Origin of the sequence: Saccharopolyspora sp. ASAGF58 (assembly GCF_012277335.1) — a bacterium.
Lineage (GTDB): Bacteria > Actinomycetota > Actinomycetes > Mycobacteriales > Pseudonocardiaceae > Saccharopolyspora > Saccharopolyspora hattusasensis.
The window spans coordinates 7753679-7766275 of sequence record NZ_CP040605.1 but is presented as its reverse complement, the minus strand read 5'-3'; the positions used below and the strand labels follow the sequence as shown (position 1 = coordinate 7766275).

The window sequence follows — 12597 nt, the reverse complement described above, 5'->3', positions numbered from 1 at the left end:
CTCCCTGCGTTGGCGTTTCGGTCTTGGCCTGGCGGGCGCAGCATCCCAGATCCCAGTGTCAGGGCTCGCCCCCGATCGCGGAGTCGTGACGTTGATCTCAGCCGGGCCTCCGCCCGGGGCCGAGATTTGTCCAATGTGGACGAAGTAGCCCGGGGTGCGCGCGACCCGCGGATCCGGCCGAACGTCTCATGTGGGGGTGGTCGATCGGCTACCGTACGTGTGGATCACTTGGCCGAACAGCGATGGAGAGCACGCCGTGCCGGGCAGACCGTGGGACAACGGTGGACCGCAGAGCGTCGCCGAGCGGCGCTTCGACGACCTGCTCAGGCCGGGCAGGACGCCGGCCGACGAGGCCGCGCCGTCGGTGGACGGGCACGGCGAGGCCGCGCCGTCGGTGGACGGGCACGGCGAGGCGGCGGAACGGGAGATCCGCGGCGAATACCTCGCCCGCCGGCTGATCGACTCCCTGGAAGACGGCGGCTGGCGCCTGTTCAACCGCCGCGGCGCCCAACCGCTGGTGCTCCAGATCGTGGACGCGGCGATCACCGGCCGGGTCGAGCTGCGTAACGCCGAACTGCCCTACCTGCTGGAATTCGTCGGCTGCCGGTTCGAGAATGCCCCGGACCTGCGGCAGGCCCGCCTGGCCGGGCTGGTGATGTGGCGCTGCCGGTTCCCCGGCCTCAACGCGCGCAACCTCAGCGTCAGCAACGACACGGTGCTGCGCGGCTGCCGGAGCATCGGCGGAGTCCTGGATCTGGCCGACGCAGATCTCGGTGGCTCGCTGCTGCTCAACGACAGCGAACTGCGCAATCCCGGACACCGCGCGATCTACGGCGACCGGCTGAAGGTATCCGGTGCGTTGCTGGGCATCCGCCTGCAGGCTGCGGGGGAGATCCGCATCCCCGGCGCGCAGGTCGGCGGCAACCTGACGCTGTCCGGCGGAGTTCTGCGCAACCGCGGCCGCAATGCGCTCAACGCCACCGGGATCCAGGTCGGCGGCTCGCTGCGACTGGACGTCGACCCGGGCACCGGCAGGCCGTTCACGGCGGCCGGACGGCTGCTGCTGCCGAGCGCACGCATCTCAGGTGATCTGCGGCTGCGAGACGCGGTGCTCGAACCTGGCGTCCAGCCGCCGCGCCGCGGCGACTCGCAGTACGACGACCCGGCCGCGACCCTGATCGCCGACCGCGCGGAGATCCGCGGTGATATCCAGCTCGACCAGAACTTCCGAAGCGGCGGCACGCTTCGGCTCGTCAGCGCCACCGTCGGCGGCAACCTACGGATGGCGGGCGCCCGGCTCGACCTGGGCTGGTTGCGCTCACCAGCAGCTTCGGTGGAGCATCCGCTGCGCGCGGCGCACCTCGACGGCACGCAGATCCTCGGCAACCTCGACGCGCGCAAGATCGTCGTGCACGGGCAGTTCCGGATGACCGACATCCAGGTCAGCGGCAGCATCCAGCTCAACGACGCGCAACTGGTGGGGCCGCGCACCGACGTCCTGCGGGCCAGCAGGGCGGTCGTGGGCAGCAACCTGGAATGCCGCGACACTGAGATCGCCGGATCGCTCCAGCTGCAGGGCGTGCGGGTCGGCGCGAACATCGACCTCCGTTCGGCGCACCTGACCAAGCCCGCATGGCACCAGCACCGAAAGGCGTACAAGGCATCGCTGGACCTGCGAGCCGCCCGGATCGAACGCGACCTGGTGTGCGCGGAGGGCAGCCGGCCGTTCCGCGCCGAGGGCGCGGTGGAACTGCGGTGGACCGCGGTCGGCCGGCACCTCAACTTCTGGGGCTGCGAGCTCGGCGACGGTGCTTCACCAGCGGCGCTGAACGCATTCGGCGTGGTGACGCAGGAGATGACCCTCTTCCCGCGCACCGCGCCGCAGGGGCGGATCACGCTGCGGCAGGCGCAGTGCGAACTGCTCGCCGACAACGCCGCGCTCTGGGCGGCCACCGGTGGCCTCGACTTCGAGGAGTTCGCCTACGAGAACTTCTCCGAGTCTTACGAGCTCGCGGACCAGGAACGGGTGCGGCGACGGCTCGGCCTGCTGCGCGCCACCTCGGACGACGTGTACCAGCCGGGCCCGTACGACCAGCTCGCCAAGGTATTCCGGGCCAACGGGCTTGAAGAGCACGCGGTCACGACGCTCATCGAGAAGCAGCGCCACCGTTATGCGGCGATCAGTGCCGCCGCCCGTCCAGGCCTGCGATGGCCGGTGCGGCTGTGGAGCCTCCTGCAGCGGATCACGGTCGGCTACGGCTACCGGCCGCTGCGGGCGCTGGCCTGGATGCTCCTGTTCGTAACCGGTGGCACGGCGTGGTTCGCTTTCCACCCGCTGATCCCGATCAACGAGCAGGACCACCCGGTCTGGAACCCGCTGTTGTACGCATTGGACCAGATGCTGCCGGTGGTCACCCTCGGCCACGACGACATGTGGCAAGCGCGCGGCGCTTCGCAGTGGGTCACCGTTGTCCTCATCGCCGTCGGCTGGACGTTGGCCACGACGGTCGCGGCGGGCATCAGCAGAGGCCTGCACCGAGAACGCTGAACGCGGCGGCAACAGGGGGCTGTTTCCAGGTTCGTTCTGGGCGGCGGTGCGAGCTGCGAGGGTGAGCTCGTCGGTGACCCCGTAGCCATGCCGCGGGGCGCGCGCATCGCAGGCCCCGCGCCGCAGCGCCGAAGTCCAATTAGGGCTCCGGGGTGTTCGTCGGGAAATGTTCGAAATATCCGGATGTTTGGCCGGATCGTGATCCTCGCCGATCAGTTGACCGGCGACTGGCGGGAGATAATGGTGACGATCACGGGTTGGCCGCTGGGGGTGCGTTCGTCATGGGAACTGGATTGGATGCGTCGCGCGGGAACCTCCTCGACGGGACGCCGTGCTGGATCGAACTCGTCACCACCAACGTCGACAAGGCCTGCGAGTTCTACGCCGGGTTGTTCGGCTGGGACTACGAGACCCACCACGACCCGCGCGCCGGCTTGCACGTGATCGCCGCCCACGAGGGCTTTCCGGTGGCCAGCATCAGGGATTCCGCCGACGGCCGGTCCCAGTGGCGGCTGTTCCTCGCCGCCGAGGACAGCGCGAGAACGGCCGCCGAAGCCGGCAAGCTCGGTGCGCAGATCATCGTGCCCCGCAGCCGCGTGCCAGAGCTGGGCGTGAAACTGGTGCTGACCAGCCCCGCCGGCGACGAATTCGGGCTGCTGGAACCGGATCCTTCCTGGCAGTTCGACGTCGGCCTGCCGGGCACCCTGGTCTGGGCCGAACTGGTGACCATCAAGGCCCAGACCGCGGACCACTTCTACGCCGAACTTTTCGGCTACACCGCCGAGCAGTTCGGCACCGAACACCGCACCGGATACGAGGTGTGGTACCTCGACGAGGATTCCGTGCTCGCCCGGGTCAGCATGATCCGGGAGCACATGAGCACCGAAGCCCGACCGCACTGGCTGCTCTACCTCGGCGTGGACGAAGAGGTGGGCACCGACGAACTGGTGCACCGGGCGGTCGCCCTGGACGGCCGGATCCGGGTCGATCCCTACGACTCCAGCCTCGGCCGCGTCGCCGTCCTGCGGGATCCGACCGGGGCGCGCTTCGCGATCGTCGATCCCAGCCAGGCCAGCGAGTACGGTACCGCGGGCAACGACGACCCCTACGACGACTGAAGCCGGGCTCGTCCCGGTGGGCCGGGCGCTCGTCGGCCCACCGGGTGCGCAGGTCAGCGGCGGAGTCGCTTGCGCCCGGTGACCTTGTTGTAGATGACCAGAACGATGACGGCGCCGATGATGGAGCCGATCCACCCGGCGGGCTGGAATCCGCGGAAACCGACGGTAAGCAGGCCGAACAGGAAACCGCCGACGACCGATCCCGCGACGCCGATCACGATCGTCATCAGGATGCCGATGTCGTCCTTGCCCGGCACGACCGCTCGAGCGATGAAGCCCGCGATGAGCCCGAAAACGAGCCAGCCGATGACCGTCCAAAGCATTGCATTCACCCCATAGTCCGGGTTGGTCCCTGCTAGATCACGCTACCGGACGCGGTGACCACGACGCACCAGCCGCAGCCAGCGCCGTTAGCTACGCAACACCCGGTCGCTGCGGCCCGCGACGCACGACGCGGCGATTTCGCGCGAAATCGCCGCCCTCCCCCCACGAGGACCGGCGATTTCGCGCGAAATCGGCGTTGGCCACGCCTGGCAAGTGCCGATTTCGCGCGAAATCGCGCAGCTGTTTGTTTATCCGATCTCCTCCGCCTGATTGAGCCGTCGTGGGCCACGGTTGGGGCGCCACTTCCATTGCCGGCGCCAGCGTTCCTCGTTCGGTGCGCGGGCGGTCGACCATCCGGGTATTCGGGGGGCGAGGACACATGCCGATACTTGGCCCACCTGCGGGTTCACGATTCGGCCGTTCGGCCGATGGGGTGCCGGGCCGTTCGGCGGGGAACCTCGCGGCGTCGATCAATGTGTCGGTGAACCTGAACACCGGCCGAAATCGCCTGTGGAGATGATCTTATGGAATTGATCGTTCTCGGCTGCTCGGGCAGCGCGCCGGCACCGCAGTCACCGTCATCCGGATACCTGCTGCGCTCCGGTGGCAGCCTGCTCGCGATCGATCTGGGGAACGGGACCCTCGGCCCGCTACAGCGCTGGGCCGACCCGTTCGACGTCGATTCGCTGCTGCTGACCCACCTCCACCCTGATCACTGCGCCGACGTCGCCCCGCTGGCGGTGTACCTGCGCTACCGGCCGAACCCGCCGCGCGACCCGAAACAGCAACGCCTGCCCGTGTATGCGCCGCCGGAAGCGCCGAGCCGCCTGGCCGCGCTTTACGCGCCGAACGCCGAGCAGCTCGCTGACACGGACCTCTCGGACACCTTCGAGTTCCTGGCCCCACCGGTCGATCCGGTGCAGGTCGGTGCGTTCGAGATCCGCGCGGTCCCGGCCGACCACCTGTGCCCGACCTGGGGCCTGCGCATCGAGGCGGAGGGCAGGGTGTTCGCCTTTACTGGAGACCCCGGCCCCAGCGACGGGATCGCCAAGCTGGCGGCCGGAGCGGACGTCCTGCTGTCCGAAGCATCCTGGCTGGACTCCCCGGGCCAGCCAGGCGGAATGCACCTGTCGGGCAAACAAGCAGGCGCAGCGGCGGCATCGGCAGGAATCGGCAATCTGCTGCTCACCCACTACTCCCTGTGGACGGATACAAGAGCACTCCTCGAAGAGGCCACCGAAGCCTTCGACGGTCTCGCGGAGCTGGTCCGGGCCGGCGCCACTTACGAGATCTGACCACATAGGACGATCGTCGAACCCCGGTCGCCGGGCCGGGTCAGAATCAGCTCCAGCATCACGTGACCGGTGAGGTCAATGGTATCGACTTCTGAAATGGGGCCGATCGGTAACTATCGTTGGACACGATAGCGCGTTGCGGGCAGTGTTCGTGGCATGACCGATGTGCAGCGCTACGCCGCTTTCACCACCGACCCCAGCGGCGGGAACCCCGCTGGGGTCGTGCTCGACGCCCAGGAGCTCGACGACCCCACCATGCAGCGGATCGCCGCCGACGTCGGCTACTCCGAGACGGCGTTCCTCAGCCCGATCGATCCGGACGCGCGCCGCTACGGGCTCCGCTTCTTCAGCCCGCTGGCCGAAGTCGCCTTCTGCGGTCACGCCACGATCGCCACCGCCGTCGCGCTGGCCGAACGCGACGGGGTCGGCGACCTGGTCTTCGAAACCCCGGCGGGCACCATCGAGGTGCGGACCGACAAGCAGGACAGCATTGTCGCCAGCCTCACCAGCGTGCCCACCCGGTCGCGGTCGGCGACCTACGCGGAACTCGACCGCACCCTGGACGCCCTGGGCTGGTCTCGCGGCGACCTCGATCCCGCCTGGCCGCCGCACGTCGCGTTCGGCGGCAACGACCACCTCGTGCTGGCCGCGCGATCCCGCGAACGCCTGGCCGACCTCGACTACGACTTCGACGGGCTCGCCGACGTGATGCGGGAGCACGGCTGGACCACGGTGCACATCTTCTGGCGGCAGGACGCCGAGATCGTGCACGCCCGCGACCCGTTCCCGATCGGAGGCGTCGTCGAGGACCCGGCGACCGGCGCGGCCGCAGCCGCGTTCGGCGGCTACCTTCGGACCCTGGGGAAGATGTCGAGCTCGAGCCGGATCACCATTGTGCAAGGGCAGGACATGGGGCGGCGCAGCGAACTCGTCGTCAGCATCGACCCCGATGATCCCCAGGTGATCGTCACCGGCGCGGCCGTGCCGATTCCCGGTTGAGCGCGGGCGATCGCTGATGGTCAGACCCCTGCCCGCGCCTCGGTGGTGTAGAACGGCGCGCTGCTCATGCTTTCCGCGCCGCCGGCCAGCACCACGTCGCTGACGCCGGTCTGCACCTGCATCGCGCCGTCCAGCACGGCCTGCAAACCGGACCCGCAACGCCGGTCCACCTGGGTGCCGCCGACCTCGACGGGCGGGCCCGCGTCCAGCGCGGCGACTCGACCGATCGCCGGGGCGTCGGAATTCGGGTAGCACTGGCCGAGGATCACCTCGTCGATCGCCTCACCGGGCAGCCCGGTGCGCTCCACCAGGGCCTTGATCACCGTCGACGCCAGCTCGACGGCGGGCACGGTCTTGAACACCCCGCCGAACCGGCCGATCGGGGTCCGCAGCGGTTCGCAGATCACCGCTTCGCGCATCGCTTGCTCCTTCGAGTCCCGGTGGCCGCCACTCCGCCGTCGTTTCGTGCGTAGCACAGCGCCGCGGTGGACACGTCGGGCCGGTGTCATTCGTCGGCGGGCCGAAGGGCTGCGGTCAGTCCGGGCTGTTGGCGGCGCGGAGGGTGCGCATGGCGTCGGCGAGCGCGGCGGAGTCGGCCTTGCCGAGTGGCGCCAGGACGCGCTTGCGCAGGATCTCGGCGCACGCTGCGCGGGAGCGTTCGGCGATGTCGCGGCCGTGCTCGGTGAGCACCGCGTAGGTGACCCGTCGGTCCGTGTCGCACGGCTCGCGGCGGATCAGGTCGGCCTTGGCGAGGCGGTCGGCGACCTTGGTGAAGCCGCCGCTGCTGAGCGCCGCCTCGTGGGCGAGCTTGGTCATGGGCATCCGGTGCTCGGGGGTGCGGACCAGGCGGAGCAGGATGTCGAAGGACGCCTGGGGGAGTCCGAAGAGCTCGCTGATCTCGGCCGCGATGTGCTCCTGCGTGACGTGGTAGCCCTCGATCACCAATCCCCACCAGGTGATGATCTCGTCATCGTCGGTGCATGGATCCGGGCCGGTCTTGCTGCTCACCGGGATGCTCCCTCCTGCGTTTGCGGCCCCGTCAGTCTACCTGAAACAGCTCGCCAGGAAATCTCTTGCAAAGAAGATTTCGCCCGGGTACTGTTTTCCTCGAAAGAGATAAGGCGACTGGTTCCGGCGCAGCCGCCCAGCCCGGCGAACAGGAGTCAGACAGTGAGCACCCCCGTCAAGGTCAGCGTCATCTACTACTCGGCCACCGGAACGGGCACCGAGATCGCCAACACCCTGGTCGCCGAGGCCGAGGCGGCCGGCGCCGAGGTTCGGCTGCGGCGCGCCCCGGAGCTCGCCCCCGACGCGGCGATCGACAGCAACCCGGCGTGGCGCGCCAACGTCGAGGCCACCAAGTCCATCCCCGAGGCCACCCCGGAGGACGTGGTGTGGGCCGACGCGGTGCTGTTCGGCTCGCCGACCCGATTCGGCAACATCGCGTCGCAGCTCAAGCAGTTCATCGACACCCTCGGCGGCCAGTGGGCGCAGGGGCAGTTGGCCGATAAGGTCTACAGCGGCTTCACCTCCAGCTCCACCGCGCACGGCGGCCAGGAGTCGACGCTGCTGGCGCTGTACAACACGTTCCACCACTTTGGCGGCATCGTGGTGGCCCCGGGCTACACCGACGGCGCGAAGTTCGCCGACGGCAACCCATACGGCACCAGCCACGTTGACGCCCAGGGTGCGAACAAGGTCGACGACGTCACCCGCGCGGCAGCGGCGGTCCAGGCCAAGCGCGTGGTCGCGGTCGCCCAGGCCCTCAAGAACGGCGCCAATGCCTGACCCGACCGATTGAGATCGGTGTAAAGGGCACCTCTTGCCGAGCAACTTGGCTCTTCAGCCGAGCAACTTGGCGGGAGGTGCCCTTCACTCGTCGTCCGACCGGGTGCGGGTGATGGTGGCGACGACGAGGCCGCCGCGGACCAGCCAGCGGCCGGTGAACGTCGTGGGGTGCACTGTGCACTGTGGACAGCTCCGCCAGGTGGGCGCGTTCCGCTTCCAGCTGAACGGGTGGATCCGATCACAATCCCAATCTGTGGAGTTGGGTTTACACGACCTGGGTGTCCGGTTACGGTCTTGGGCATGATCCGGACAGCGGCCCTGACGACACGAGGTTACGTGGACTTCGTGCGCGTGTCCTCCGCACTCTGTTGCCGGTAACGGCTTTCTCCGCTGCTTCACGCGCGTCGTAGAAAACCCGTGCGCGTTTTCGGGTGCCATAGCACCTGAAAACGCGCACGGCACTTGACCAGTGGAAACGAGCTCCGGCGCTACGTAATTCCCGAGCGCGGCCGATCAGTCGTGGCCGCGCTGCGTCCTCACGCCCTCCGGAGAGTGCAGATGACTGTATCCACCGAACGCGCGCCCACCGGCGCACCGACCGAACGAAACCCGATCCCCGTCACCACCGTGCAAACCCGCACCGCCCGGCATGAAAACCGGTTTCCCCGTTGGCTTTTCAAGCTGATCAGCCCGATCGCGCTGGTGGTGCTCTGGCAGGTCCTCAGCAGCACCGGGGTGCTCAGCGACGACGCCCTCGCCTCGCCCGCGACGGTCGCCGGCACCGCGGTAGAGCTCTGGGACGAAGGGCGGCTGCAGGAGGCGATCGCGGCCTCGCTGCAACGGGTCGGCGCCGGGCTGGTGGTCGGCGTCGTCGTCGCCATCGTGCTGGCGACGCTGTCCGGGCTGTTCCGGCGCGGCGAAGACCTCATCGACGCGCCGATGCAGATGCTGCGCACGGTGCCGGTGATCGGCCTGATCCCGCTGCTGATCATCTGGTTCGGCATCGGCGAGCAGCCCAAGATCGTGCTGATCGCGCTGGCCGTGACCTTCCCCCTGTACATGAATATTTACGGCGGCATCCGCAACGTCGACGCGGGCCTGGTGGAGGCGGCCAAGACGCTCGGGCTCGGCTGGTTCGCCCAGGTGCGGCACATCATCCTGCCCGCCGCGATGCCCAACGCCCTGGTGGGGCTGCGGTATTCGCTGGGTTCGGCGTGGCTGGCGCTGGTCTTCGGCGAGACGATCAACGCCACCGCGGGCATCGGCTACGAGATGAACATGGCCCGCGAGTTCTTCCAGACCGACGTGATCGTGGTCTGCCTGGTGCTGTACGCACTGCTCGGCCTCGTCGCCGACTTCATCGTCCGACTGCTGGAAAGGACCGTGCTGGCATGGCGACCGGCGTTCAGCGGAGCGTAGTGAAACCCGCGTCGGTGCGCGGCCTGAGCCGACGCTTCGGCGACCGCACCGTGCTCGACGACCTGGACCTGGAGATCGAACCCGGTCAGTTCGTGGCGCTGCTCGGCCCGAGCGGCTGCGGCAAGAGCACGCTGCTGCGGATCCTGGCCGACCTCGACCGAGAGGTGACCGGCGAGGTCGAGGTGGCCGTCCGGCGCGCGGTGGCGTTCCAGGCGCCGCGGCTGATGCCGTGGAAACGCGTGTGGCGCAATGTGATCCTCGGACTGTCCGGTCGCCAGGACAAGGAGCGGGCGGTGGCGGCGCTGGAAGAGGTCGGTCTCGGCCACCGCGTGGACGTGTGGCCGAAGGTCCTCTCCGGCGGGGAGGCCCAGCGGGCGTCGCTGGCGCGCGCACTGGTACGAGAACCGGACCTGCTGCTGCTGGACGAGCCGTTCTCGGCGCTGGACGCGCTGACCCGCATCAAGGCCCAGCAGCTGGTCGGCGAGCTGTGGCAACGCCACGGCTGCGCGATCTTGCTCGTCACGCACGACGTGGAGGAGGCGCTGCTGCTGGCCGACCGGGTGCTGGTGATGCGCGACGGCCGCATCGGCTACGACCAGGTACTGGACCTAGACCGCCCACGCGATGTGACCGATCCGGCTTTTCTGGCGCTGCGCGCGGAATTGCTGTCCTGGCTGGGTGTCGGGACCGGAGAAGGGAGTTCGTCATGACCGTCGAGTTCATCGGGATGATCGGGGCGCAGCACGTCTCGGAGATCCACGCCGCCGACGGACCGGTGGTCAACCCGGCGTTCCTGCGCAAGTTCGCCCAGGCCCACGAGGCGGCCGGGTTCGACCGGGTGCTGATCGGCTACGGGTCGAGCAGCCCGGAGAACACCCAGCTGGCCGCCTACGCGGCGGCGCACACCGAGCGGCTCGGCTTCCTGATCGCGCACCGGCCCGGCTTCGTGGCCCCGACGCTGGCGGCCCGCACCTTCGCCACCGCCGACCACCTCACCGGCGGCCGGATCGCGGTGCACATCATCACCGGCGGCAACGACGCGGACCAGCGCCGCGACGGCGACTACCTGGGCAAGGACGAGCGGTACGCGCGCACCGACGAGTACCTGGACGTCCTCCGCCGGGTGTGGACCGCCGAAGGGCCCGTGAGCCACGAGGGCGCGCACTATCGTTTCGAGGACTACAACGCGGTCGTCCGCCCGGTGCAGCAGTCCGGGATTCCGCTGTACTTCGGCGGCTCCTCGGAGGCCGCGCTTCGCGTCGGAGGCAAGCACGCCGACGTCTACGCGATGTGGGGCGAGCCGCTGGCGCAGACCGCCGAGCAGATCGCTGCGGTCCGCAAGGCCGCAGCCGATGCCGGGCGCTCCGAGCCGCCGCGGATCAGCGTGTCGTTCCGGCCGATCCTGGGCGCGACGGAGGAGCAGGCGTGGGAGCGGGCGCACCGCATCCTCGACCGGATCAACGCCGCGCGCGGCGGATTGGCGTCGTTCACCGGGCCGAAGACCCTCAAACCGGGCCAGCAGGTCGCCAACGTCGGCTCGCAGCGACTCCTCGCCGCCGCCGAGGCGGGAGAGCTGCACGACCGTGCACTGTGGACGCCCACGGCGGCGGCCACGAACGCGGCGGGCAACTCGACCGCGCTCGTGGGAACTCCAGAGACGGTGGCGGCGGCGCTGCTGGACTACGTCGACATCGGCGTGACGACCCTGCTGATCCGCGGCTACGACCCGTTCGACGACGCGGTCGACTACGGCCGCGAGCTGATCCCGTTGGTGCGCCAGGAAATCGCCCGCCGCGCCGCGGCCTGACACGGGTGTCGCGATTTCCCGCGAAATCGCCATCGGCCAGCGCGCGGAGACATCAAGAGGAGATCGTGCACGAGCAGCCGGATCTGCTCGACTGAGCGCCTGTCGGCGAATGCCGTCCGCGCCTTTGGAAGCGGCGGAGCCGCTTGCATTCACCTTGCCAAGACGACCATCGGCGGGTTCTGAGAGGTTTTCTGGCGAGGACGGCCCCTCCGCCGCGTATTGGACATACATCAGGAGGGGCACCCGCAGTCCAGGGAACCTCTCAGGTTCCGCTAAGCGACCACCCACCCAGACCATTCACCAACAAGCTGAGACTGGAGACAACAGAGTGCGAACGACTAGAACCCTGGTGGCGGTGCTGGGCGCGGTGCTTCTCGCCGTGGCCGGCTGCGCCGGAAGCAACTCGCCCAAATCGCTGTCCGACGTGACCCTGGTGCTCGGCGACCAGGCCGGTGGACTGCGCGCCAGGGTGGAAGCGTCCGGAGCGTTCAAGGACGCCCCCTACAAGATCCGCTGGGCCAACTTTCAAGGCGCGGCACCGCTTTTCGAGGCCATGCGCTCCGGCGACGTGGACACCGCCACCGCAGCCGACGCGCCCACGGTGCAGGCCATCGCCGGTGGCGTGCCGGCCCGGCCTGCCGTGGCCACCGCGGCGTCCCCGTCATCGACGGCGATCATCGTGCCCCCGGGATCGCCGATCCGCACCGTGGCCGACCTGCGCGGCAAGCACCTCGTGGTTTCCACCGCGCCCGGCAGCGTCTCGCACTACACCGCGCTCGGCGCGCTGGAGGAGGCCGGGCTGACGCAGCAGGACGTGCAGATCACCTTCAGCCTGCCGACAGACGCGCAGGCGGGCTTCAGCGCCGGGCACATCGATGCCTGGGCGACCTTCGACCCGTACCTGTCGATCGCGGAAAACGCCGGAGCCCGGGTGATCCGCGACGGCCAAGGCATCAACGGCCGCAACGGCATCCTGTCGGTGTCCACCGCGGCCGCCGCGGACCCGCTCAAGCGGGAGGCGCTGGCCGACGCGATGCGCCGGTTCGAGGCGGCGTGGCGGTGGAGCGACGAGCACCCCGAGGAGTACCAGCGCGTCTACGAGAAGCTGACGTCGCTGGAACCGCGGGTGGCGCATCAGATCCTGACCCGGACCAAGCAGGAGGTCCGGCCGTTGACCGATGATGTGGTCGCCGGCCTGCAAGCCGTGGCCGACCGCTACTACGAGGCGGGCGTGCTGCGCGAGCGGGTGGACGTGACCAAGGCCTGCGACCGGGACCTGTACCCCGGCAAGTGAGGAGT

General features: G+C 69.3%; 11 protein-coding genes and 1 pseudogene. 9 read left to right on the top strand and 3 right to left on the bottom strand.

The window, feature by feature from the left end; translation table 11 throughout:
* Positions 1 to 256: 256 nt before the first annotated feature.
* Both FDZ84_RS36360 and FDZ84_RS36355 read left to right on the top strand, forming a co-directional pair.
* Positions 257 to 2548, top strand: coding sequence for an oxidoreductase (locus tag FDZ84_RS36360; protein ID WP_168589526.1), 2292 nt, complete (start codon positions 257 to 259; stop codon positions 2546 to 2548).
* A gap of 281 nt (positions 2549 to 2829) precedes the next feature.
* The gene (locus FDZ84_RS36355; protein ID WP_168589525.1) at positions 2830 to 3666 is read left to right on the top strand and encodes a VOC family protein; all 837 of its coding nucleotides are present in this window, start codon (positions 2830 to 2832) and stop codon (positions 3664 to 3666) included.
* 53 nt (positions 3667 to 3719) lie between these two features.
* Here FDZ84_RS36355 and FDZ84_RS36350 read toward each other — a convergent pair whose 3' ends face one another.
* Entirely contained in the window at positions 3720 to 3989 is a 270-nt protein-coding gene (locus FDZ84_RS36350; protein WP_168589524.1) for a GlsB/YeaQ/YmgE family stress response membrane protein, read from the bottom strand.
* Between the two features lie 525 nt (positions 3990 to 4514).
* Between FDZ84_RS36350 and FDZ84_RS36345 the strand changes: the two genes are divergently transcribed.
* Positions 4515 to 5285: an MBL fold metallo-hydrolase gene (locus FDZ84_RS36345; protein ID WP_168589523.1), complete on the top strand. Its 771-nt coding sequence runs from the start codon at positions 4515 to 4517 to the stop codon at positions 5283 to 5285.
* 156 nt (positions 5286 to 5441) lie between these two features.
* Positions 5442 to 6284: a PhzF family phenazine biosynthesis isomerase gene (locus FDZ84_RS36340; RefSeq protein WP_168589522.1), complete on the top strand. Its 843-nt coding sequence runs from the start codon at positions 5442 to 5444 to the stop codon at positions 6282 to 6284.
* A gap of 23 nt (positions 6285 to 6307) precedes the next feature.
* Here the strand turns inward: FDZ84_RS36340 and FDZ84_RS36335 are convergent.
* Together FDZ84_RS36335 and FDZ84_RS36330 are read right to left on the bottom strand one after the other, a co-directional pair.
* A pseudogene (locus FDZ84_RS36335) lies at positions 6308 to 6703 on the bottom strand (acetyl-CoA C-acyltransferase); the annotation flags it as partial.
* A gap of 115 nt (positions 6704 to 6818) precedes the next feature.
* Entirely contained in the window at positions 6819 to 7292 is a 474-nt protein-coding gene (locus FDZ84_RS36330) for a MarR family winged helix-turn-helix transcriptional regulator (protein ID WP_168589521.1), read from the bottom strand.
* A gap of 162 nt (positions 7293 to 7454) precedes the next feature.
* Here FDZ84_RS36330 and wrbA point away from each other — a divergent pair, with 162 nt between their 5' ends.
* From wrbA to FDZ84_RS36305, 5 genes are all read left to right on the top strand, one after another.
* A complete protein-coding gene (gene wrbA, locus FDZ84_RS36325) occupies positions 7455 to 8072 on the top strand; it encodes an NAD(P)H:quinone oxidoreductase (protein WP_010311680.1) in 618 nt (205 codons plus the stop codon).
* A 558-nt stretch (positions 8073 to 8630) separates the two neighbouring features.
* Positions 8631 to 9491 (top strand): ABC transporter permease, encoded by an 861-nt coding sequence (locus FDZ84_RS36320; protein WP_168589520.1) that lies wholly within the window; start codon positions 8631 to 8633, stop codon positions 9489 to 9491.
* Complete coding sequence (locus FDZ84_RS36315; RefSeq protein ID WP_168589519.1) at positions 9464 to 10201, top strand: ABC transporter ATP-binding protein; 738 nt, start codon at positions 9464 to 9466, stop codon at positions 10199 to 10201. Before FDZ84_RS36320 ends, FDZ84_RS36315 begins: the two co-directional genes overlap by 28 nt.
* Entirely contained in the window at positions 10198 to 11298 is a 1101-nt protein-coding gene (locus FDZ84_RS36310) for an LLM class flavin-dependent oxidoreductase (RefSeq protein WP_168589518.1), read from the top strand. Before FDZ84_RS36315 ends, FDZ84_RS36310 begins: the two co-directional genes overlap by 4 nt.
* 328 nt (positions 11299 to 11626) lie before the next feature.
* A complete protein-coding gene (locus FDZ84_RS36305) occupies positions 11627 to 12592 on the top strand; it encodes an ABC transporter substrate-binding protein (RefSeq protein ID WP_210435346.1) in 966 nt (321 codons plus the stop codon).
* Positions 12593 to 12597: the final 5 nt, after the last annotated feature.

Excerpts from the sequence above, each read along its gene's own strand:
- FDZ84_RS36355 (WP_168589525.1), top strand. The coding sequence starts at position 2,830 with ATGGGAACTGGATTGGATGCGTCGCGCGGGAACCTCCTCGACGGGACG.
- FDZ84_RS36350 (WP_168589524.1), bottom strand. The coding sequence starts at position 3,989 with ATGCTTTGGACGGTCATCGGCTGGCTCGTTTTCGGGCTCATCGCGGGC.
- FDZ84_RS36345 (WP_168589523.1), top strand. The coding sequence starts at position 4,515 with ATGGAATTGATCGTTCTCGGCTGCTCGGGCAGCGCGCCGGCACCGCAG.
- FDZ84_RS36340 (WP_168589522.1), top strand. The coding sequence starts at position 5,442 with ATGACCGATGTGCAGCGCTACGCCGCTTTCACCACCGACCCCAGCGGC.
- FDZ84_RS36320 (WP_168589520.1), top strand. The coding sequence starts at position 8,631 with ATGACTGTATCCACCGAACGCGCGCCCACCGGCGCACCGACCGAACGA.
- FDZ84_RS36315 (WP_168589519.1), top strand. The coding sequence starts at position 9,464 with ATGGCGACCGGCGTTCAGCGGAGCGTAGTGAAACCCGCGTCGGTGCGC.
- FDZ84_RS36310 (WP_168589518.1), top strand. The coding sequence starts at position 10,198 with ATGACCGTCGAGTTCATCGGGATGATCGGGGCGCAGCACGTCTCGGAG.